Source organism: Streptomyces sp. GbtcB6, from assembly GCF_019091475.1.
GTDB lineage: Bacteria > Actinomycetota > Actinomycetes > Streptomycetales > Streptomycetaceae > Streptomyces > Streptomyces hyaluromycini.
On record NZ_JAGXJL010000019.1, the window covers coordinates 1 to 23,858 of the forward strand.

The following is a 23,858-nucleotide window of genomic DNA, read 5'->3' on the forward strand; positions in this document are numbered from 1 at the left end:
GCTGGCGCGTCGGGAGCGTCCGGAGCGGGTTCCGTTGTGGTTCGCGCAGCAGCGGAGGTGGTACTTGAACCGGATGGACGGCCCCGACGCCGAGGGCGCTGCGGCTTACAACCTTCCCTTCGCGCTGCGGCTCTCCGGAAGCGTTGATGTGGGGGCGCTTGAGGCGGCGCTGGGGGACATCGCTCATCGGCACGAGAGTCTGCGGACGGTGTTCCCGGATGTGGACGGGGTGCCGTATCAGGAGATCCGCGAGGGTGCCGAAGGCCGTCCGCGACTTCAGATGGTCGAGGCCGGCGAGCAGTGGCGCGAACGCATGCAGGAGGCGGTGGGGCAGGGCTTCGACGTCCAGGTTGAGTTGCCGTGGCGGACGGTTCTGCTGAGGGTTTCGCAGGACGAGTCGGTCCTGCTGCTGGTGGCTCATCACATTGCGACGGATGCCTGGTCGATGGGTGTGCTGGCGAACGACCTCCAGACGGCGTACCGGTCCCGGCTGACCGGGCGGGCTCCGCAGTGGGAGCCTCTGTCCATCCAGTACGCGGATTACGCGTTGTGGCAGCGGGAGGTGCTCGGGGAGCTGGACGATCCGGGCAGTGCGGGTGCCGAGCAGGTCGGGTTTTGGCGGCAGGCGTTGGAGGGCGCTCCGCAGGAGACGGTGCTGCCCTTCGACCGTCCGCGGCCTGCGGTGCCGTCCTTCCGGAGTGGTTCGGTTCCGGTGGGCGTGGATGCGGTGACGCATGCGCGGCTGGTGGAGTTGGCTGCGCAGGGTGGGGCGACGATGTTCATGGTGGTGCATGCCGCACTGGCGGTGCTGCTCGCCCGGATGGGCGCCGGCGAGGACGTGTGCATCGGCACCCCGGTCGCCGGCCGGTCCGACGCGCAACTGGAGGAACTGGCCGGGTTCTTCGTCAACACCCTCGTCCTGCGCTCCGACGCCTCCGGCGACCCCTCCTTCCGCGAGGTGCTGCGGCGGGTGCGTGAAGCCGACCTGGCCGCGTACGCGAACCAGGACGTGCCGTTCGAGCGGCTCGTCGATGAGTTGGGCGTGGCACGCTCCGCTGTCCGCAATCCGCTGTTCCAGGTGATGCTGGCACTCCAGAACGTGCCCCAAGCGCACTGGGACCTTGAGGGCCTGACGGTCGAAGAGGTCCCGCCCGCGTCCGACCCGGCCGCACGGTTCGACCTGTCCGTGGCGATGAACGAGTTCCGTACCGCCGACGGCGACCCGGACGGCCTGCGTGGCGGCATCCTCTACTCCGCCGACCTGTTCGACGAGGGGACGGTTCGTCGGCTGGCGGAGCGGCTGGCGCGGGTGCTGGAGCAGGTGGCGGCCGATCCGGAGCTGCGGCTGGGCGCCGTCGAGGTCCTGGACGAGGCTGAGCGGACCGCGGTCGTGGCCGAGTGGAATGCCACGGCCGGCGATGCGGATGTCACGACGGTCGTGGAGCGGTTCCGTGAGTGGGCCGTGCTCACGCCGACGGCGGTGGCGCTCCGCTCGGTCGACCGGTCGCTGTCGTATGCGGAGGTGGAGTCTCTTTCCGATGCGCTGGCGCGTGGGTTGGTGGGGCGTGGTGTGGGTCGGGAGTCGCGGGTGGGTCTGTGCCTGCCGCGTGGGGTCGAGATGGTCGTGGCGATGCTTGCGGTGTGGAAGGCCGGTGGGGCGTACGTACCGCTGGATCCGGAGTACCCCACTGACCGGCTGGCGTACATGGTCGCCGACAGCGGCGCCGAGCTGGTGCTGGTCGTGGAGGAGACGGCGGACCGGCTGCCGGAGGGTGTTGGCGCCATCCGTCTCGATGAACTCAAGGGCACTTCGGGCGACTTGCCGGAGGTTGGCGCAGAGCAGCTGGCGTATGTGATCTATACGTCGGGTTCGACGGGGCGTCCGAAGGGTGTCGCTGTGGCGCACGCGTCGGTGGCTAACCTGGCCGCTGCCATGCGCCCTGTCCTGGGTGTCGAGCCGGGTGTGACGGCGTTGCAGTTCGCGTCGTTCAGCTTCGATGCGTCTGTCCTGGACGTGGCGGTGACGCTGGCCGCCGGGGGCACGTTGGCGATCGCGTCGGCGGACGAGCGTCTCGACCCGGTGGCGCTGGCTGCCATGGTGGAGGCCAGTGGCGTTGAGGTGGCGAGTGTCGTCCCGTCGTTGCTGGGGGTGCTGGAGCCGGAGGACGTCGCCGGGATCGGGAACTGGGTGCTGGGTGCCGAGCGGCTGGAGGCCGGCCTGGCTGCCAAGTGGCGGAAGCGGGCCCGGGTGTGGAACACCTACGGCCCCACCGAAGCCACCGTCATCACCACGGCAATGCTGTTGCCCAAGGGCAGCACCGCCGAGGACGCGCCGCCACCCATCGGCCGCCCCCTGGACAACGTCCGGACGCATGTCCTGGACGCGTATCTGCGGCCGGTGCCGGTGGGGGTGCCAGGCGAGCTGTACATCGCCGGAGACGGCCTGGCGCGCGGCTACATCGGTCGCCCTGATCTGACGGCGGAGCGGTTCGTGGCCTGCCCGTTCGGTGACGGCGGCGGGCGGATGTACCGCACCGGCGACCTGGCACGGTGGATGGCCGACGGACGGCTGGAGTTCGTCGGACGCGTCGACGAGCAGGTGAAGATCCGTGGCTTCCGTGTCGAACTCGGCGAGGTCGAGGCGGCACTGGCCGCCCACCCGGACGTGAGGACGGCCGTGGCGATCGTCCGTGACCAGCGGCTGATCGGCTACGTGCTGCCCGCCACCGGTCGGGATCCGCAGGCCGACGCGGTACGCGAGTTCGCCGCCACCCGGCTGCCGGACTACATGGTGCCCTCCGCCATCGTGCTGCTCGACGCCCTGCCGTTGACGGTGAACGGCAAGATCGATCGTGCAGCTCTGCCCGAGCCGGAGCGTGCGGCGGACGGAGACCGTGCGCCGTCGACCGCGGCCGAGGATGCGCTGCGCACCCTGTTCGCCGAGGTTCTGGACCTGGAACCGGGCCAGGTCGGTGTGGAGCGGAGCTTCTTCGAGTTGGGCGGCGACTCGCTGAAGGTGATGCGGTTGATCGCGCGCATCCGGTCCGTCCTGGAGGTGTCCGTCGGTGTCCGCGAGGTGTTCGCGGAGCCGACGGTGGCCGGAGTGGCGCGGCTGGTGGAGGGCACCGGGGTGTCGGCGGGTGTGGTGCTGGCACGTCGGGAGCGTCCGGAGCGGGTGCCCCTGTCGTACGCCCAGCAGCGGATGTGGTTCCTCAACCGGTTCGAGGAGGGCGAGTCCGACGGCGCAGGCGCTGCGGCCTACAACCTTCCCTTTGCCCTGCGTCTGACGGGAAGAGTCGACATCGGGGCGCTTGAGGCGGCGTTGGGGGACATCGCTGATCGGCACGAGAGTCTGCGGACGGTGTTCCCGGATGTGGAGGGGGTGCCGTATCAGGAGATCCGCGAGGGTGCCGAAGGCCGGCCCAGGCTCCAGATGGTCGAGGCCGGCGAGCGCTGGCGCGAACGCATGCAGGACGAGATCGGGCGGGGCTTCGACGTCCGGGTCGATCTGCCGTGGCGGACGGTTCTGCTGAGGGTTTCGCAGGATGAGTGGGTCCTGCTGCTGGTGGCCCACCACATCGCCTCGGACGGTTGGACCATGGGTGTGCTGGCGAACGACCTCCAGGCTGCTTATGGTGCGCGGCTTTCCGGGCGGGTGCCTGGGTGGGAGCCGTTGCCGGTCCAGTACGCGGATTACGCGTTGTGGCAGCGGGAGGTCCTCGGGGAACTGGACGACCCTGACAGTGGGGGAGCCGAGCAGGTCGGGTTCTGGCGGCAGGCGTTGGAGGGGGTGCCGCAGGAGACGGTGCTGCCGTTCGACCGTCCGCGGCCTGCGGTGCCCTCCTTCCGCAGCGGTACGGTCCCGATAGGCGTGGATGCGGTCACGCACGCACGGCTGGTGGAGCTGGCCGCGCAGGGCGGGGCGACGATGTTCATGGTCGTGCATGCCGCACTGGCGGTGCTGCTCGCCCGGATGGGCGCCGGCGAGGACGTGTGCATCGGCACCCCGGTCGCAGGCCGGTCGGACCTGCAACTGGAGGAACTCGCCGGGTTCTTCGTCAACACCCTCGTCCTGCGCTCCGACGCCTCCGGCGACCCGACCTTCCATGACCTGCTCGCCCGCATTCGGGAATCGGACCTGTCGGCGTATGCGAACCAGGACGTGCCGTTCGAGCGACTCGTCGACGAGCTGAACCCGACCCGCTCCGCCGCCCGCAATCCGCTGTTCCAGGTGATGCTGGCGCTCCAGAACGTTCCCGAGGCGCACTGGGAGCTGGAGGGACTGGCGGTCGAACAGATCCCGCCGGCGGAGGATCCCGCAGCCCGCTTCGATCTCTCCCTTTCGCTGGGCGAGCGGTGGTCCGACAGCGGTACCCCGGCAGGTTTGGGCGGCGGGATTCTGTTCGCGGCCGACCTGTTCGACGAGGAGACCGTTCGTCGGCTGGCGGTGCGGTTGGCGCGGGTGCTGGAGCAGGTCGCGGCTGATCCGCAGGTGCGGCTGGGCGATCTCGATCTGCTCGATGCGGCCGAGCGGTTGCAGGTCGTTGAGGAGTGGAACGCGACGGACCAGGACGTGGATGCGTCGACGGTCGTGGAGCGGTTCCGTGAGTGGGCGGTGCTCACGCCGACGGCGGTGGCGCTCCGCTCTGCCGGCCGGTCGCTGACCTATGCGGAGGTGGAGTCTCTTTCCGATGCGCTGGCGCGTGGGTTGGTGCGGCGTGGTGTGGGTCGGGAGTCGCGGGTGGGGCTGTGCCTACCCCGTGGGGTCGAGATGGTGGTGGCGATGCTTGCGGTGTGGAAGGCGGGCGGGGCGTACGTACCGCTGGACCCCGAGTATCCGTCCGACCGGCTGGCGTACATGGTCGCCGACAGCGGCGCCGAGACGGTGCTGGTCTCGGACGAGACCGCCGGCCGGCTGCCGGAGGATGTCGCTGCTGTCCGTCTCGACGAACTGGGCGGTGCATCGGGTGAGTTGCCGGATATCGCTCCCGGGCAGCTGGCCTATGTGATCTACACGTCGGGTTCGACGGGGCGTCCGAAGGGTGTCGCCGTGGCCCACGCGTCCGTGGCGAACCTGGCCACCGCCATGCGCCCTGTCCTGGGTGCGGCACCGGGTGTGACGGCCTTGCAGTTCGCGTCGTTCAGCTTCGACGCATCTGTCCTGGACGTCGCGGTGACGCTGGCCGCCGGGGGCACGTTGGCGATCGCTTCGTCCGACGAGCGGCTGGATCCCTCCGCGCTGGCCGGGATGGTGGATGCCTGCGGCGTTGAGGTGGCGAGTGTCGTCCCGTCGTTGCTGGGGGTGCTGGAGCCGGGGGACGTTTCCGGGATCGGGAACTGGGTGCTGGGTGCGGAGCGGCTGGAGGCCGGTCTAGCAGCGAAGTGGCGTGCGGGTGCTCGGGTGTGGAACACCTACGGCCCCACCGAAGCCACCGTCATCACCACCGCGGTTCTCCTTGAGGAGGGCATCACCGGTGAGGACGTTGCGCCGGCGATCGGCCGCCCGCTTCCCAACGTCCGTACCTACGTGCTGGATGCGTATCTACGGCCGGTCCCCGCAGGTGTCACAGGTGAGCTGTATGTCGCGGGGGATGGTCTGGCCCGCGGCTACGTCAACCGGTCGGACCTGACCGCCGAACGGTTCGTGGCCTGCCCGTTCGGCGACGGTGGCGGTGGCGGTGGCGGGCGGATGTACCGCACCGGCGACCTGGCCCGATGGCTGCCCGACGGCAGCGGTCAACTGGCGTTTGTGGGGCGTGCGGACGAGCAGGTGAAGATCCGCGGCTTCCGGGTCGAACTCGGCGAGGTCGAGGCCGTCCTCGCCGCCCACCCGGGGGTCAGGACGGCCGTGGCGACGGTTCGCGAGGACCGGCCGGGCAACCCGCGGCTCGTCGGCTACGTCCTCCCGGCCGGCTCCGACGACCAGGGCCCCGCGGCCGAGGTGAACGCCGGCGGTGTGCGCGAGTTCGCCGCCATCCGGCTGCCGGACTACATGGTCCCCTCCGCCGTCGTGGTCCTCGACGCCCTGCCCCTCACCGTCAACGGCAAGCTCGACCGAGCCGCCCTCCCGGCCCCCGACCCGGAGAGCGACGGCTCGGGCCTCCTGCCCCGGACCGAGACCGAGGCGATGCTGTGCGCCTTGTTCGCCACGGTGCTGGGCGTCGACAGGGTGGCCGCCGACGGCAACTTCTTCGACCTGGGCGGCAACTCGGCGCTCGCGATGCACCTCGCGGGCCGGATCCGCACGGAGACCGGCGCCGAGCTGAACCTGAAGCAGTTCTTCGGAGATCCCACGCCGATCGGCGCGGCGCGCATCCTGGGCACGAAGTCCCGTCCCTCGCTGGTCCCGGTGGAGCACGAGGGCGGTGAGGCGCCGGCGACGGCCGCACAGCGACTCGTCTGGCGGCGTGCCGCGGCCAACCCGCGCACCCGGGCCCTCCAGTCGTCCGTGGCTCTCCGGCTGCGCGGGGAACTCGACCGGGACGCTCTACGGGCGGCCCTGGCGGACGTGGCCGCGCGGCACGACATCCTGCGGACGGTCTTCGCCGAGGCCCCGGACGGCGGACTGGTCCAGCGGATCCTGGCCGCGGACGATCCGGCCGCCCTTGCGGCCCTCAGGGCCCTCACGGCCGTCGAGGCGACCGAGGAGGAGCTTCCCGCGCTGCTGGCCGCCGGCGCCGCCCGCCGTTTCGATCTCGGGAGCGAAACGCCCTGGGCGCCCGCCCTGTTCGCGCTCTCCGAGACCGACCACGTCCTGCTCCTCGTACTGCACCGGATCGGTGGTGACGACGCGTCCCGGGACGCCCTCGTGCGTGACGTCTCCGTGGCCTACGGAGCGCGCCGGGAGGGCCGTGCCACGGAGCGTGCCGCCCTGCCGCTCCAGTTCGCCGACTACGCGGTGTGGGAGAGCAGGCTCCTCGCGGACGCGGACGCGGATACGGATGCGGACGTACACGAGGCGGCGAAGGAGAGCGTGGCCGGCGACCAGATCGCCTACTGGAAGGAGGTGCTGGCGGACGCGCCGTCCGCCACCACGCTCCCCACGGACCGGCCCCGGCCCGCGCGACCGGGCCACCGGTCCGGTGCGGTGCCGCTGCGCGTGCCGGCCGCGGTGCACGACCGTCTGATGGAGACGGCCCGGCCGCTCGGCGTGACCTCGGTCGCCGTCGTGCACGCCGGGCTGGCGATGCTGCTCGCCCGGATGGGGGCCGGCACCGATCTGATGCTTGGCGCCGTGGCACCGCGGCCGGCGGCAGAAGGCGAACTCGAGGCCGCCATGGGCCCGTTCGCCGGACTGCTTCCGCTGCGCACCGACGTCTCGGGTGACCCGACGTTCCGGGAGCTGCTCGGCAGGGTCCGGGAGACCACCGAGGAGGCGGAGCGGTCCGGGGACGTGCCGTTCGCGCGTATCGCGGCGGCCCTGGGGCTCTCGGGTGACGCACCCGGGGACCCGCATCCGCTGGTCCAGGTCGTCCTGGACGTCCGGGACGACACCGCGGCGAAATGGGACGTCCCGGCGGTCCCGGGGCTGGACACCTCGCTCGTCGCCCTGGGCGCCGCGGCGTCCGGGTTCGACCTGACGGTCCGGCTGACCGACCGGCACCGGGACGACGGCGGTCCGGACGGCCTGGACGGCAGCCTGGACTACGCCGAGGAACTGTTCGACCGGGCCACCGCGGTCGGCCTCGCGCGGCGGCTCGTGCGCCTGCTCGGGCAGGTGGCGGCCGACCCGGAGCTGAGGCTGAGCCAGATCGACATCCTGCTCGGCGAATCGGAGCTCCGGCGGCTGACCGAGGACTGGAACCGCGGCGCGGCCCGGGTCCCGGACGGCACGGTGCTTCCGGCGTTCGCCGAATCGGTGGCCCGCGACCCGCGCTCCGTAGCGGTCCAGGACCGGTACGGCCTGCTCAGCCGCCGTGCTCTGGACCGGGCGACGGCGTGGCTCGCCGCGCGGCTGGAGCGGCGCGGGGTGGGTGCGGGCGACACCGTGGTGGTGGCGGCGCGGCCCGGCACGGGTTGGGCGGTCGCCGTGCTCGGTGTGCTCCGGTCCGGTGCCGCGTGCCTGGTCGCCGACCCCGAGGCGCCCGAGGGTCCGTTGGCGGCGGCCGCCGCCCTGGGCTGCGCCCGCCCGGCCGCGGTCGTCGTGTCGGGCGGTGCCGCGGCCGGTGCACCGGGGACGGGTTCCGGGTCCGGGGCGGTGCCGGTGCTGCGGGTGGAGGAGGCGATCCGGGCCGGCGGCAGGCGTCTGCGCCGTACCGTCGCCGTCCCGGACCCGCTGCCGTCCCACCCGGCCGTGGTGCTCCCCGCGCAGGCGCCGGACGGCACGCTCGTGGGCGAGCTGGTGGACCACCGGTCCCTGTTGGGGCGTGTGATCGACCGTCAGGCGGCCTCCCCGTCGGCGGAGTCGGCGGGCGACCCGATCCGCCTGGACGCGGACGCGCCCGTCGCCGAACTCCTCGTCGGGCTGCTGGCCGCGCTGCGCGGGGGGCACACCGTCATGCTGGAGGCCGCCGCCGCGACCACCGCCGTACCCGTCGCCGCGATCACGGCCGCGACCACCGCCGCGCCCGTGGGAGGGCAGCCGGACCGCGAGTCCGCGCCGGTCGCCGTCCGGCTGCCGCGTACCGCTCGCGCCTATGTGCTCGACGAGTGGCTCCGTCCGGTTCCGGTCGGTGTGGCGGGCGATCTGTATGTGGCGGGGCCGTCGCTGGCCCGTGCCTATGTCGGTGCGCCGGCCCGCACCGCGGGCAGCCTGGTCCCCGACCCCTTCGGGCCCGGTGGCGACCTGATGCTGCGTACCGGTCGGCGTGCCGCGTGGACCTCGGACGGGCTGGTGCAGCCGCGCGCCGCGGAGACCGGCGCCGGTCTGGCCGCGCCGCGGCGCCCCGGACGCCGGCGCGACGACCTCGACGCGCTGCTGCCGCTGCAGAGCGGGGGCTCCCGCCCGCCGCTGTTCTGCCTGCACCACAGCACGGGCCTGGCCTGGTCCTACGCCGCGCTGCTCCGGCACCTGCCCGAGGACCTGCCGGTGTACGGCCTGCAGACGCCCGGTTTCACCGATCGCAGGGCGATGCCGGGCAGCGTGGACGAGTTGGTGGCCGACTACGTCGCCCGGATCCGCACGGTCCAGCCCGAGGGGCCGTACCAGCTCCTCGGCTGGTCGTTCGGCGCGGTACTGGCCCAGGCCATCGCGACGGAGCTGGAGGCGCAGGGCGACGAGGTCGTGCTGCTGGCGCTGCTGGACGGCTTCCCCGGCGGACACCACAGGGAGGACGACACCGGTCCGGAGGGCGACGGTGACAGGGCGGACGGGACGCTGGTCCGTGTCGACGGCCAGGCGGACCAGGAGGGGCGGGCGCTGCTCGACGGTCCGGGGGCGATGAACCCTCCGGCCGACTCGTTCTCGCTCAACGTGGAGGAGACGAAGCAGCACATGATCCGGCTGGCGCAGGAGCACACCCCCCGGCGTTTCGGCGGCGGTGCGCTGCTGTTCCTGGCCACCGAGGGCGGCCTGGCCCACATGTCGCTCGCGGCGGCGCGCACGACCTGGGAGCGGTACATCGCCGACCGCATCGAAGGGTTCGAGATCGCCGCCGACCACGTAGGGATGCTGCGGGGCGAGCACGCCGCGGCCATCGGACGGACGGTGACCGAACGGCTCATGACACCCGAGCCCGCCACCGGCTCCGCGGACGGCCGACCCGAGCCCGCTCCGGCGTCCGCCGACGGCCCGCCCCAGCAGGTGACCGATGCGTCGGTGTCTGATGCGTCGGTGTCTGATGCGTCGGTGTCCGATGCGCCGGTGTCCGATCAGTCCATGTCCGACCAGCGCGTCTCCGACCAGCGCGTCTCCGATCAGCCCGTCTCCGATCAGCCCGTCTCCGATGAGCCCGTGTCCGACGACAAGCCCGTCTCAGAGAGGTAGGACTCGTATGACGCAGTCGTTCGAGATTCCGGTCGACAAGCGCCGGAACGTACTGGACCCGGTGCCGGAGCTCCTGGAGATCAGCGCGCGGACACCGCTCTTCAGGCCCCCCGGCGGGATGCCCCACTGGATCGTGACCGACCGCGAGCTGGTGCGGCAGATCCTCGCCGACGACGAACGGTTCTCCAGCATGCCGCCGCCGGAGCAGGACGGCCGCAAACCCGATCCGCATCCGGGGAGCCTGCTGCAGACCGACGGGGCGGTGCACGCCCGGCTGCGGCGACTGGTGGCACCGATGTTCACGGTGCGGCAGATGAAGACGCTGGAGCCGATGATGGTGCGGATCGTGGCGGAGCGCCTGGACGTGCTGGAGCGCGCCGGTCAACCCGCTGACCTGATGCGGCACTTCGCCCGGCCCGTGTCCGGTCTGATCCTGGCCGCGATCCTCGGTCTGCCCCGCGACGACCTGCCCGAGCTGTCCCGGCTCGGCGATCACCGTGCCTCCGGGCACAGCCCCCGCAGGCACTCGGCGACATCGGAGTACGTCGGGCACTTCCGGAAGCTGGTCGCGGCGGAGCGCCGCAACCCGGGCGAGGGCCTGGCCGGGACGCTGATCCGGGAGCACGGGGACGCGGTGTCGGACGAGGAGATCGCCGGGATCTGCGAGAGCATCGCCAACGGCTCGATCGAGAACACCGCGGAGACGATCGCCCTGGGCACCCTGGCGCTGCTGTGCCATCCCGAGCAGATGGCCCTGCTGCGGGAGCGGCCCGAGCTGATGGACCGGGCGGTGGAGGAACTGCTGCGGCACGTCTCGGTGGTGGCCGCCGTCTCACCGCGCACGGCGCTGGTGGACGTGGCGATCGGCGGCGAGGAGATCAAGGCCGGCGAGGTGGTGTCCTGTTCGGTGTTCGCGGCGAACCGCTGCCCGTACGGCGGCGGTGCCGCCGACGGACTGGACATCGCCCGGGAGCCCGGCAACCATCTGGCCCTGGGGTACGGCGTCCACTTCTGCCTGGGCGCGGCGCTGGCGCGGTTGCAGATGCGCGTCGCCTTCACGGGGCTGCTGGAGCGGTTCCCGGGCCTCCGGCTCGGCGCCGGGGTGGAGGAGCTGCGGTTCAGGTTGCTGGCGCCGCAGTTCGGCGTCGAGACGCTGCCGGTCCTCTGGTGAGACCTGCGGAGGGCTCGGTGGAAGGCTCGGTGCAGGGACCGGTGGAGGGCTCGGTGGAGGGCACGGCACGGGTCGGGATCCGCGTGGACCGCGACATCTGTGTGGGCTCGGGCGCCTGCGCGTTGTTCGAGCCGGAGTTCTTCGACCAGTCGGAGGAGGACGGCCTGGTGCTGCAACGCGCCCGTGAGGCGGGGCCGGAGGCGCTGCCCGCGCTGCGCGTGGCCGCGGCCCGCTGCCCGGCCCGCGCCATCGCTCTGGTGCCGCTCGCCGGCGACGGGCAGGAGAGCGGCGAGAGGTACCGGGCTGACTGAGCGGTCGCACGGGGCGCCCGTTGCAACCCCGGTGTGACCGGGTGCCCCGAAGACTGCTGGTATGCCGAATTACCATCAGAAGCGCATGGCCCGGCCCCTCCTGTTGGCCCTGTCCGTGGTGGCAGCCGGAGCACTCGTCGCCGGCTGCTCCGACTCGGGCTCCGGCGACGCGTCCACCGCGGTCGCGGGCTCCGACCCCTCTTCGTCGAGTTCGTCGAGTTCGTCGGACAGTTCGAGCAGCGCCGGGGTTGCCTACGCGAAGTGCATGCGGGAGCACGGCGTCTCGAACTTCCCCGACCCGACCGAGGACAGCGGGGGCGGCGTCAAGCTGGTCATCCCGCAGGGCGTCGACCAGAACTCGCCGACCTTCAAGTCGGCCCAGTCGGCCTGTCAGAGCCTGCTGTACCAGGGCGACACCGGTGACGCCGCGGGCAGCCGTGCCTTCGACGCCACGAAGGTCGCGGCGTGGGCGAAGTGCATCCGCGAGCACGGCGTGCCCAACTTCCAGGACCCGCAGGTCAACGGGAACACCATCATCATCGACGCCAACGCGGCCGGCCTGTCCGGGCGGGACGATCCCAAGTTCTCCAAGGCCGCGGAGGCGTGCTACAGCATCCGGCCCGGCGGCACGCTCGCCTTCATGGGAGGGCCGCAGCAGTGACCAGTCAGGACGAGGGGACCGTCGAGCGGACGGCCGCCGTCGAGCGGACGGCCGCCGGGGACGCGGAGGCCGTCGGGGACGCGGCGGACGCCGGGGGCGGGGAACTGGAGCCCCGGGCCGAGGCCCTCGCCTCCTTCGACGGCAGCGGCGGCGCCGTGGCGCAGCCGGCAGCGGAGGGCCCGCCCGGGCGGCGCCGTGGTATGCGCATCGCGCTGATCGCCGCATGTGCGGTGGTGATCGCCGCGGCCGCGGTCGGTGCCGCCTCGGGCGCGTTCGGCGGCGGGGACGGGCAGGCCGCCGCGTCGGCGCCGTCCGGACCGCCCGCCACGGCGAAGGTGCAGCGGACGACGCTGACCAGCTCCCAGACCATGGACGGGCAGCTCGGGTACGGCGACACCTCGGCCGTCCAGGCCCCGTCCTCGTCCGGCTCCGCACAGTCCGGGCAGTCGGCGCAGGGCGGTGGCGGGACGTCCTCCGGGATCGTCACCTGGATGCCCTCGGACGGCGACACGATCACCCGCGGGAAGCCGGTCTACAAGGTCAACCAGCAGTCGGTGCCGCTCCTTTACGGCTCGGTGCCGCTGTACCGGACGCTGAGTACGGGCAGCAGTGGCAGCGACGTCAAGATGCTGGAGCAGAACCTCCGGGCGCTCGGTTACAAGGGCTTCACGGTGGACAGCACCTACGACTCGGACACGGCCGCCGCCGTCGAGAAGTGGCAGGACGACCTCGGCCGTACGGAGACCGGCGAGGTGAAGGTCGGCGACGCGGTGGTGGCCTCCGGCGCGCGCCGGGTCGCCAAGGCGGAGCTCGCCATCGGCGACACGCTCGCCGGGGACGTGCTCACCTGGACGGGCACCGACCGGGTCATCTCCGTCGACCTGCCCGTGCAGTACGCGGACCTGGCGAAGAAGGGCGGCGAGTCGACGGTCACGCTGCCGGACAACTCCACGGTGACCGCCGTGGTCACGGACATCGGCACGCCGACGTCGTCGGGCGACGCCTCCGGCTCGGGTTCCTCGGGCTCGGGGGGTTCGTCGGACTCCGCGGGCTCGGGCTCCTCCAACGCCACCATCCCGGTGGAGCTGAAGGTCAAGGACACCAAGAAGCTCGGCTCCTACCAGGCCGCCTCCGTCAGCGTCGAGTTCGCCTCCGGGGTGCGCTCGAACGTGCTGGCGGTGCCGATCAGCGCTCTGTACGCGCTGCCGCACGGCGGCTACGCGGTCGAGGTGGTGACCGGGTCGACGACCGAGTACCGCAAGGTGACGCTCGGGATGTTCGGCAACGGCATGGTCGAGGTCACCGGCACCGGGATCACCGAGGGCACGGTCGTGGGGGTTCCCAAGTGACCGTCACAGCCCACCCGGTGATCGAGCTGGCCGGGGTCAGCAAGTCGTACGGGGACGTGGCCGCCCTCGTCGGGGCGGATCTGGTGGTCCACCGCGGTGAGATGCTCGCGGTCGTCGGCCCGTCCGGCTCGGGCAAGTCCACCATGCTCAACATCATGGGCACCCTGGACCTGCCCTCCTCGGGGACGGTGGCGATCGCCGGCCACGCCGTGGACTCCCTCAACGACCGTGAGCTGTCGGCGCTGCGGGCCGGCACCATCGGCTTCGTCTTCCAGCAGTTCCACCTCGCGTCCGGAGTCTCCGCCCTCGACAGCGTGGCGGACGGCCTGCTGTACAGCGGACGGCCGCGCCGCGAGCGCCGCCGGGTCGCCGAGGCGGCGCTGCGCAGGGTGGGCCTGGGACACCGGCTGCTGCACGAGCCGCAGCAGCTGTCCGGCGGTGAGAAGCAGCGGGTGGCGATCGCCCGCGCGGTGGTCGGCGATCCGCCGCTGCTGCTGGCCGACGAGCCGACCGGCGCACTCGACTCCCGCTCGGGGACGGTGGTGATGGAACTGCTCCACGAGCTGCACGAGGCCGGGACGACGGTGGTCGTCATCACCCACGACCGGGACATCGCGGGGTCCCTGCCGCGCGAGGTCAGGGTGCGCGACGGCCGTATCGAGCACGACGCGGGGGCGCCGGAGTCCCGGGCCCTGGTCCGCACGGGGGTGGCGCGATGAGTACGACGCATTCGCCGCTGCCGGCCGAACGGGAGCGGCCCTGGGCCGAGTTGCCCCCGCCGCCGCGGCCCCGGGCGGCCCGGCTGAGCCTGTCCGACGTGGCCCGGGTGGGCGGCTGGGGTCTGCGCTCGCGGCCCATGCGCGTCTTCCTCTCCGCCCTGGGCATCGCGATCGGCATCGCCGCGATGATCGGCGTGGTGGGCATCTCCACCTCGTCGACGAACGACCTGAACAAGAAACTCTCCGCGCTCGGCACCAACCTGCTCACGGTCGCCCCGGGCACCACCATGAACGGCTCGAACGCCCATCTGTCCAAGGACGCCGTCGCGATGATCGCGAACCGGCCGGAGGTGATCTCGGCCTCCGCGACGGGCACCACGGACGTGAAGCTCTACCGCAACGACCACATCCCGGCGGTGGAGTCCGGCGGTCTCACGGTCAGCGCGGCACGGACCGACCTGCTCCGCTCCATCGGCGGTCAGATCGTGGACGGCCGTTGGCTCAACGGCGCCACCAGCCGCTTCCCGGCCGTGGTGCTGGGTTCGGAGACGGCGCGGAGCCTCGGGATCCACCAGGCAGGGCCGGACGTGCAGGTGTGGCTCGGCAACCGCTGGTTCACCGTGGTGGGTCTGCTGGCGCACAACCAGCTGCTGCCGGCCCTTGACACGCAGGCGTTCGTGGGCTGGCAGGTGGCGGAGAAGGAACTGTCCTTCGACGGCTACCCGACGACGGTCTACACACGGGCGAAGGACGCGGACGTCGAGAAGGTGCACGCCGTGCTGGGCCCGACGGTCTCCCCGCAGGACCCCAACGAGGTCAATGTCTCCCGTCCCTCCGACGCCCTGGCCGCCAAGCAGGCCACGGACAGTGCGCTGAGCGGGCTGCTGGTGGGCCTGGGCGGGGTCGCGCTGCTGGTCGGCGGTGTCGGGGTGGCCAACACCATGGTCATCTCGGTGCTGGAGCGGCGCTCGGAGATCGGGCTGCGCCGCTCGCTGGGCGCCACCCGGGGCCAGATCAGGGTCCAGTTCCTCGCCGAGGCCCTGCTGTTGTCCGGGCTCGGCGGTGTGGGCGGGGTGCTGCTGGGCATCGGGGTCACCGGCGGCTACGCCACCTACCAGGGCTGGGCCGTGCTGGTGCCGTTGTGGGCGATGGTCGGCGGTCTGGCCGCCACCCTCGTCATCGGGGGGCTGGCCGGCTTCTACCCCGCGGTCCGGGCGGCCCGGCTGCCCCCGACGGAGGCGCTCGCGACCAACTAGCCGGCACAGCCCGAGGGTTGACATCCAGGACCGCGGCGTCCCCGCCGTTCGAACGCACACGCCCCCGCCGGCGGGGGCGCCGCACCCCGGCCGGGCCCGGTGTCCAAGTGCTCGGGCCGGTCGGTTGGACGACCCTGTCGCGACGGGTGTCCGACAGGTGAGACTGTTGACCCGACTGCGCACGTCCCGGCGGAATGCAATACCCAAAGCAATGCTCAAAGCGTGCCCAAAGCAATATCCAAAACCATATCCAGAACCATGGATTGCGCCCTGGAATCGGTCGGCCTTGTTCGCCCCATATGGGTCGGCTAAGGTTTTCCCATCAATCGAGGAATGCAATCCGTGGGGGCGATTATTGTGAACCCGTTCGACGACGAAAACGGGTCCTTTCTGGTGCTCGTGAACAGGGAGAACCAGCACTCGCTGTGGCCTTCGTTCGCGGAGATTCCCAATGGCTGGCGACTCGCTTTCGGGGAGGCCACGCGCAAGGAATGCCTCGCCTATGTGGAGGAGAACTGGACGGATCTCCGTCCGCAGAGCCTCATCGACGCGATGAGGGAGCCCGAGGCGGCCCGCTGATGGCCGGCCCCACCGCAGCTACACGACCCAGGGAGTACCTGTGGCCATGATGGGCGGACCCGGCCCGGTCATTATCCGATCCGACGGGCCGGATTCTTCGAACGACAGCCACCGGGCGAAGCCCGGAACACTGAAAAGGATCATCCCGTACACCCGCGGGCACCGCCGCTCCATCGGCTTTCTCGTGGTCTGCACCACGCTGAACGCCGCCTGCGCGGTCGCCCCGCCCCTGCTGCTCAAGTACCTCATCGACAACGGCATCACGGCCCGGGACACCAGGACGGTGATCGGGCTCGCGGTCGCGGTCGCCGCCGTCGCCCTGCTGGCCGTGCTGGCGGGATTCGGCGAGACCTGGTTCTCCGCCAAGGTCAGCGAGGGCCTGGTCTACGACCTGCGGGTGAAGGTCTTCGACCATGTGCAGCGCCAGTCGCTCGCCTTCTTCACCCGCGCCCAGACCGGTGCCCTGGTGAGCCGGCTGAACACCGACGTGGTCGGCGCCCAGCAGGCGGTCACCCAGATGCTCTCCACCGTGGTGTCCGCCGCACTCACCGTCGTCTTCGTGCTGGCCACGATGTTCTACCTGTCCTGGACGATCACCCTGATCTCGCTGGCGCTGGTCCCGTTCTTCATCCTCCCCGGCCGCCTCATCGGCCGCCGCCTGCAGGGCCTGGCCCGCCGGCACATGAACGTCAACGCCGAGATGGGCTCGCTCATGCACGAGCGGTTCAACGTCGCCGGCGCCCTCCTCGCGAAGCTCTACAGCCGCCCGGACCGGGAGACCGTCGGCTACGCGCGGCTCGCCGCACGCGGCCGTGACATCGGCGTCCGCAACTCGGTCGCCATGAAGATGCTCTTCCTGGCGACCATGTTCATCGGCTCCATCGCCACCGCCGTGGTCTACGGCGTGGGCGGGGTGCTCTCCGTGCACGGCGCCTTCCGGATCGGCACCCTGGTGGCCCTCACCACCCTGCTCACCCGGCTCATGGCCCCGGTCGGCCAGCTGGCCAACGCCCAGGCCGACGCCATGACCGCGCTCGTCAGCTTCGACCGGCTCTTCGAGGTCCTCGACCTGCGGCCGCTGGTCACCGAGAAGCCCGACGCGGTGGCGCTGCCGTCGGCGGCGGCCCGGGACTCGGCCCCCGACGTGGAGTTCCGCGGGGTGTCGTTCCGCCACCCCAGGCCCGCCGACGTCTCGCTGGCCTCGCTGGAGGCCTTCGCCACGCCGACGCCCGAGCGCGGCGGCGACACCTGGGCGCTGCGCGAGCTCAGCTTCACCGTGCCGGCCGGCAAACTCACCGCGCTGGTCGGCCCGTCCGGGGCCGGCAAGACCACGGTCACCCACCTGGTGCCGCGGCTGTACGACCCGGAGGAGGGCACCGTCCTCATCGACGGGCACGACGTGCGCGACCTGACGCTGCAGACGCTGAGCGACACGGTCGGCATGGTCACCCAGGACGGGCACCTGCTGCACACCACCATCCGGGAGAACCTGCTCTACGCCCGCCCGGACGCCACCGAGGAGGAGCTGGTCGCGGCGTGCCGGGCCGCGCAGATCTGGAAGCTGGTCGCCTCCCTGCCCGACGGTCTTGACACCATGGTCGGCGACCGCGGCTACCGGCTCTCCGGCGGCGAGAAGCAGCGCATCGCCATGGCGCGGCTGCTGCTCAAGGCCCCGCCGGTGGTCGTGCTCGACGAGGCGACCGCACATCTCGACTCCGAGTCCGAGGCCGCCCTGCAGCAGGCACTCAAGACCGCGCTCGCCGGGCGGACCTCGCTGGTGATCGCACACCGGCTGTCGACCATACGGGACGCCGACCAGATCATCGTCCTGGACCAGGGGCGGATCGTGGAGCGCGGAACCCACGACGAGCTGCTCGAGACCGGCGGGCTCTACGCCGAGCTCTACCGGACCCAGTTCGCCGGCCGCGCCCTCGACACCGAGGACGAGGCGGACGCCGAAGGCCTGCTGGAGCAGCGGGTCCCGGAACCGGTGGGATCCGGCCCCCTGCCGGGCGGCTTCGGTCCTCCCGGCCCCGGCGGCCCGGGGATGGCCGGACCGGGCCCTCGGCCGGTCTTCTTCGGTCCCGGCGGCCCCGAAGGCCCGGGCGGACCGGGCGGACCCGGCGGCCCGGGAGGCCCTCGACCGCGCTGACTCCGTCCCCCGGGAGCGGTGCCCGCGACGTCCCACGGCGTCGCGGGCACCGCTTCGTCGTCTCCGCCGAACCCCTATGCCGGTCCGGTTGCCACGGGTGCCAGGGGTTTCGAACGACCAGGGGGACTGTTACGTTCGGTGTTGTCTACGGCGGGTGTGTTTATGGCGCTAGGTGTCGAAATAAGAAAGATATCAGCGTAGCCCGGCATTGGCGGCAGAAAACCCGCGGGACGGAGGGTTGGGAAGAAGATTCTTCTTCCAGGAACGAAAACAGCCGCCCGCAGTGACGGCGGGGGGCGGACAAGGAGTCGGGGTGGAGCACGGGGGAGTCATAGATCAACAGTCCGTAGTCCAAGTGGAAATCGACGCTTTATGCCTGGCCGGGTCTCCCCGGCTGGCAGGCGAAAGAAAAGAACACATCGAGATACTCGCGGCCGCGCCGAACCCGCTGCCGCCGATCATCGTCCACCGTCCCACGATGCGGGTCATCGACGGCTTTCACCGGCTGCGCGCGGCCCGGCTGCGCGGGGACACCACCATCGCCGCCCGTTTCTTCGACGGCGACGAGTCGGCCGCGTTCGTCCTCGCGGTCCAGCTGAACGTCACTCACGGATTGCCACTCGCGCTCGCCGACCGGCAGCGTGCCGCGGAACGGATCATCGCCTCCCACCCCCACTGGTCCGACCGCAGAGTGGCCTCCGTGACCGGCATCGCCCCCGGAACCGTCGGCGAGATCCGCCGCCGGCTGGGGCCCGGTGCCGCCGCCCCGGACGAGCGCAGGCTCGGCCAGGACGGCCGGATGCGCCCGCTGGACGGCGCCGTCGGCCGCCTCCGCGCCGGCGAACTGCTCACCGAGAACCCGGAGCTGTCGCTGCGTCAGGTCGCCCGTGCCGCCGGCATCTCCCCGGAGACCGCGCGCGACGTGCGCAACCGCCTGCGGAACGGGGAGGATCCACTGCCCCGGTCCCGTCGGCGCGACCGCGACGCCGAGCCGGTCCACGAGGGCACGGCAGAGGCCGGCGCCGGGTCCGACGTCGCGGACGGGACCGGATCCGGGCCCGTCCCGTTGCCGCCGGGCGAACCCACCGCCCTGCGGCTGGCCCGTCCAACCGCCCGAACCCGCGCGGACCCCGGGCCCGACCGTGTCGTCCTGGTGAAGCGGCTGACCGCCGATCCGGCACTGCGCTTCTCCGAGACCGGCCGCAGCCTGCTGCGGCTCCTCGCGATCCATGCGGTCCGCGAGGAGGAGTGGGACGCGATCATCGGCAACGTCCCGCCGCACTGCAGCGGCATCGTCGCCGACCTCGCCGTCCAACTCGCCGATATGTGGGCGGACTTCGCCACCCGCGTCCGGCAGGACGTCACGGCGTCGGTCGGCTGACCGGCGTAGCGGCAGAACGGACGTACCCGTCGCGGCGACGGCCGCAGGACCGATCGGCGAACGACTACCCTGGAAGCAAGCTGTCGGGGGAACAGTGAGCCGGGGGGCCCAGTGCTGCGCAACCTGCAGGAACGGAACGGGGAAGTCCAACAGCTCCATCAGCTCTACCGGGCGTGTGCCGCGGGCAGCGGCGCGGTCGTCCTCGCCGACGGACCCGTCGGCTGTGGCAAGACCGCGCTGCTTCGCTCGCTCGCCGAGTGGGCCGCCGGACAGGGTGCGCTGTGCGCGTCGGCGACGGCGTCGCCGGCCGAACGGCACGACCGTCTCGGCCTGATCGAACAGTTGATGACCGCACTGCGGACGGCGGCCCGGTCCGTGGACGTCCGGGCCGCCGACAACTGCGCCGTGATCGCCGCGGCCGCGGCCGCCGGCGGCCACGTCTCCCGCGTCCTGCTGAGGCGTTTCGCGCAGGCCGTCACCGGCCTGGCCGAGCGGGCACCGGTGCTTCTCCTCGTCGACGATGTGCACGTCGCCGACGAGGAGTCGCTCGCCTGCCTGCGCTACCTGATGCGCAGGATCGATTCGGCCGCCGTGCTCGTCGTGCTCACCGAGTGCGTCGGCCACGAAAGGGCGCTGGTGTGCTCGCACGCCGAGACCCTGTCCCTGCCGTACAGCCATCGGATCCGGCTCGCGCCGCTGTCCGTCGCGGGTGTGCGGGGCCGGCTGGCGGACCGCCAGGGCGCCCGCGCGGCGGACCGCGTGGACGCCGCCGCCTGGCACCGGGCCACCGGCGGCAATCCGCTGCTGGTCGAGGCCCTCGCCGACGACGCGCGGGACGACCGGACCGGGACCCCGCCGGCCGGCGGGGCGCCGAACCGCGTGGACGCCACGGTCTGGCACCTGGCGACCGGCGGTAATCCGCTGCTGGTCGAGGCTCTCGCCGACGGCGCGCGGGACGGCCATGCCGGCACCCTGCCGATCCGCCCGGTCCCGGGACCGGCCTTCCGCCACGCCTATCTGCGCTGCCTGCACCGCGCCGGCCCCGCCGCCCTCGCGGTCGCCCGCGCCACCGCGGTGCTCGCGGGCCCCGGCACCGATTCCGCTCTGATCGCCGCCCTCCTCGACGAGGACACCGCCGGCGTGCGGCGCACCGCCGACGACCTGCGCGAGGCCGGTCTGCTCGCGGACGGCACCGGATTCCGTACGGAGGCCGCCCGGTCGGCCGTCCTCGAGGACCTCCCCGCCGACGAACTGACCGCCCTGCGTGGCCGCGCCGCCGAACTCCTGCACCGGGACGGGGTGCCCGCCCGGGTCGTCGCCGAGCAACTGCTCGCCGCGCGTGGCTCCGCACGCTCCCACTGGCAGTCCGACGTGCTGCGCGCCGCCGGCCACGAGGCGATGGCCGCCGGCGACGCCGGACCCGCCGTCGACTACCTGCGCCGCGCCGTCGAACTCACCGCCGGTACCCCGTGCGAGGACGAGGCGGCCGCCGTCCTCGCCGAGGCCGAGTGGCTCGTCGACCCCGCCGCGGCCGCCCGACGGCTGCCCCCGCTCGTCCGCGCCGCGCGTACCGGTCGCGTCACCTGCGAGCAGGCCGGCGCGGTCGTCGAACAGCTGCTGTGGAACGGGCAGTTCGCACAGGCCGAGGCCGTACTGCGGAGTGTCGCCGACCGGACCCCCGGCACCCCGGCGGCGCTCGCCGTACTGTGCGACTGGCTCTGGCTGGTCCACCCCGACCTCGACGCGCGCACCCGGCCCCGTGCCGCGCGGACGCCCAGCGCCCTGCTGGCCCGCGCCACCGGACCGGCCGGCGACGGCGGGGACGGCGCGGCCGACCGGACGGCCGACCGGATGCTGCGCGGCACCCGCGTCGACGGCCCCCTCCCGGCCACCCTCCTGCTCCTGGCCTGTCTGCTGGAGGACGGCCGGCTGACCGGCGCCGACCGCTGGCCCGAACACCTGCTCGCCGAGCCCGGCCATCGCCATGTCCCCGTCCGGCGCGCCCTGCTGCAGACCGTCGCCGCCTCCACCGCGCTGCGCCGCGGCCAGGTCGACGAGGCCGGACGCCTCGCCCGTGCCGGGCTGTTCACGCTCACCGCCGACGCCTGGGGCATCGCGATCGGCGCCCCTCTCGCCACGGCACTGCTCGCGGCCACCGGGGACGGCGGCACCGCCGCCGCCCGCGCCGCCCTCGACGTGCCCGTCCCCGACGCGATGTCCGGCACCCCGTTCGCGCTGCCGTACCGCTATGCGCTCGGCCGGTTCGAGGCCGCCCGCGGCCGCACCTCCGAGGCCCTGCGGCACTTCGAACGCTGCCGGGAGCTGGCGGTCCGCTGGGGTCTGCACGGCTCGGGCTTCGTGGACTGGCGCCAGCGCGGCGCCGTACGACTGGGCCGTGCCCCGCGCCCGGCCGCCGGTTCCGCACCGCTCCCCGAACTCACCGAATCGGAACGGCGGGTGGGCGCGCTCGCCGCCGCCGGCCGCACCAACCGCGAGATCGCCGACCTGCTCGGTATCACCGTGAGCACGGTGGAGCAACATCTCACCAAGGTGTACCGGAAACTCAAGGTGCGCCGCAGGGCGGATCTTCCGGAACCTCTCGCACATTTCTCCGGGGAAGTTCTGCTAATGGTCGAAGAAAGCCGCGTCTAGCGTTCGGCGGCGTTCGTCCGTATGTATCTGGCCACTGCCCGGCGGTTTCTCCGGCATGCCCTTTCGGAACCGTCCAACCGGTCTTCCGGTCTCTTGGACACGTTGTTGGGGCGGCCGGAATCATGTGATGCTGACCGGGAAAACGGCGCGACCCATCTGATGATTCCAGGGTCATGGACGCCGTCGATTCTCACCGGGGGAGATACGTTTCCGTGTCCGCCACCGCATTCCCGAACACGCCGCCCAACGGCCGTGTGCTGCGCAGGGGGGACCTGCACGCCTGCGTCCGTGATCCCGTCCTGGACACCATGACGTTCCTGAACGAGATCACCCACCGCTATCCCGACGCCATCTCGTTCGCGCCGGGCCGGCCCTACGACGGATTCTTCGACATCGAGCAGGTCTTCGACCATCTCCGCGGCTATCTCGGCCACTTGGCCGGCCTCGGCCGCACCCCCGCCGAGGTGCGCACCGCCCTCTACCAGTACGGCCCCACCGCCGGCCAGATCCGCGAGATCGTCGCCGACTCGCTGCGCGCCGACGAGGGGATCGACGTACCGCCGGAGTCGGTCGTCGTCACCGTCGGCGCCCAGGAGGCCATGCTGCTGGTGCTGCGCGCCCTCGTCGCCGGCCCCGAGGACGTCGTCCTGGTGACCAGCCCCTGCTACTCCGGAATCACCGGCGCCGCCCGGCTGCTCGGCGCCACCGTCGTCCCGGTCGACGAGGACGAGCACGGCTTCTCGCTCACCGAGCTGGAGACCGTCATCGCGCGTGAACGGGCGGCCGGCCGGCGGCCCCGCGCCCTCTACGTCATCCCCGACCACTCCAACCCCTCGGGCAACACACTGGACCGGGACACCCGCGACCGCCTGCTGGCCGCCGCCGAGCGCCACGGCCTGCTGATCGTCGAGGACAGCCCCTACCGCCGGGTCAGCCCCGGCACCCCGCTGCCCACCCTCAAGTCGCTCGACCGGTCCCGTACCGTCGTCCATCTCGGCTCCTACTCCAAGACCGTCTTCCCCGGGGCCCGCGTCGGCTTCGCCGTCGCCGACCAGGAGGTCGTCGACGAGGACGGGCGCACCGGCCTGCTCGCCGACGAACTCACCCGGATCAAGAGCATGGTGACGGTCAACACCTCCTCGCTGAGCCAGGCCGTGGTGGCCGGTGCCCTGCTCGCCGCGGACGGCCGGATCTCCACGCTCAACGCCGAGCCCGCCGCCTACTACGGCGACGCCATGAACACCACACTGCGCTGCCTGGACGCCCGCCTGCCGGCCGCCCGCCGCGAGGCGCTGGGCGTCCGCTGGAACCGGCCCGCCGGTGGTTTCTTCCTCACCGTCCGGGTCCCGTTCCGGGCCGACAACGCGGCACTGGCCCGCTCCGCCGAGAAATTCGGGGTGCTCTGGACACCCCTGAGCTACTTCTATCCGGACGGCGGCGGAGACCATGCCCTGCGGCTCTCCACCAGCTATCTGACGAAGGCCGACATCGAGGAAGGCACAGCGCGCCTCGCCGATTTCATCGAGGCGCAGTCGGCCGCGGACCAGGACCTCGCGTCAGCGCCCGCACGCATCCGGCACCGCTGAATTCCACGACCGTTTCCGAAAGTCCGAGAGTCCGAAAGTTCGAAAGTCCGAAAGGTGGAATCCGTGCGCGATTTCGGCACGAATCCGCGATCACGTCAAAAACCGCGCAGCAAGTC

General features: G+C 72.3%; 12 protein-coding genes. All 12 read left to right on the top strand.

The features are described 5' to 3' along the window. Nucleotides 1–34 precede the first annotated feature (34 nt). The gene (locus KVT45_RS29075; RefSeq protein WP_302832566.1) at nucleotides 35–9,925 is read left to right on the top strand and encodes a non-ribosomal peptide synthetase; all 9,891 of its coding nucleotides are present in this window, start codon (nucleotides 35–37) and stop codon (nucleotides 9,923–9,925) included. Between the two features lie 7 nt (nucleotides 9,926–9,932). After that, nucleotides 9,933–11,096, top strand: coding sequence for a cytochrome P450 (locus KVT45_RS29080; RefSeq protein ID WP_217552084.1), 1,164 nt, complete (start codon nucleotides 9,933–9,935; stop codon nucleotides 11,094–11,096). Beyond that, a complete protein-coding gene (locus KVT45_RS57765) occupies nucleotides 11,093–11,407 on the top strand; it encodes a ferredoxin (RefSeq protein WP_308310891.1) in 315 nt (104 codons plus the stop codon). Before KVT45_RS29080 ends, KVT45_RS57765 begins: the two co-directional genes overlap by 4 nt. 61 nt (nucleotides 11,408–11,468) lie before the next feature. After that, nucleotides 11,469–12,068, top strand: coding sequence for a hypothetical protein (locus KVT45_RS29090; RefSeq protein ID WP_217552085.1), 600 nt, complete (start codon nucleotides 11,469–11,471; stop codon nucleotides 12,066–12,068). After that, complete coding sequence (locus KVT45_RS29095) at nucleotides 12,065–13,417, top strand: peptidoglycan-binding protein (protein ID WP_217552086.1); 1,353 nt, start codon at nucleotides 12,065–12,067, stop codon at nucleotides 13,415–13,417. The genes KVT45_RS29090 and KVT45_RS29095 overlap by 4 nt, the downstream gene beginning before the upstream one ends. Then, nucleotides 13,414–14,136, top strand: a complete 723-nt coding sequence (locus KVT45_RS29100) for an ABC transporter ATP-binding protein (RefSeq protein ID WP_217552087.1) — start codon at nucleotides 13,414–13,416, stop codon at nucleotides 14,134–14,136. The genes KVT45_RS29095 and KVT45_RS29100 overlap by 4 nt, the downstream gene beginning before the upstream one ends. Next, nucleotides 14,133–15,392: an ABC transporter permease gene (locus tag KVT45_RS29105; RefSeq protein WP_217552088.1), complete on the top strand. Its 1,260-nt coding sequence runs from the start codon at nucleotides 14,133–14,135 to the stop codon at nucleotides 15,390–15,392. Before KVT45_RS29100 ends, KVT45_RS29105 begins: the two co-directional genes overlap by 4 nt. 351 nt (nucleotides 15,393–15,743) lie before the next feature. Then, nucleotides 15,744–15,971: an MbtH family protein gene (locus tag KVT45_RS29110; protein ID WP_217552216.1), complete on the top strand. Its 228-nt coding sequence runs from the start codon at nucleotides 15,744–15,746 to the stop codon at nucleotides 15,969–15,971. 184 nt (nucleotides 15,972–16,155) lie between these two features. Beyond that, nucleotides 16,156–18,123, top strand: coding sequence for an ABC transporter ATP-binding protein (locus KVT45_RS29115; protein WP_308310892.1), 1,968 nt, complete (start codon nucleotides 16,156–16,158; stop codon nucleotides 18,121–18,123). Between the two features lie 478 nt (nucleotides 18,124–18,601). After that, nucleotides 18,602–19,504: a streptomycin biosynthesis protein gene (locus KVT45_RS29120; protein ID WP_254647505.1), complete on the top strand. Its 903-nt coding sequence runs from the start codon at nucleotides 18,602–18,604 to the stop codon at nucleotides 19,502–19,504. Between the two features lie 111 nt (nucleotides 19,505–19,615). Further along, a complete protein-coding gene (locus KVT45_RS29125; RefSeq protein ID WP_217552090.1) occupies nucleotides 19,616–22,156 on the top strand; it encodes a LuxR family transcriptional regulator in 2,541 nt (846 codons plus the stop codon). 212 nt (nucleotides 22,157–22,368) lie between these two features. Further along, nucleotides 22,369–23,742: a PLP-dependent aminotransferase family protein gene (locus KVT45_RS29130; RefSeq protein ID WP_308310894.1), complete on the top strand. Its 1,374-nt coding sequence runs from the start codon at nucleotides 22,369–22,371 to the stop codon at nucleotides 23,740–23,742. The last annotated feature ends 116 nt before the right edge of the window (nucleotides 23,743–23,858 follow it).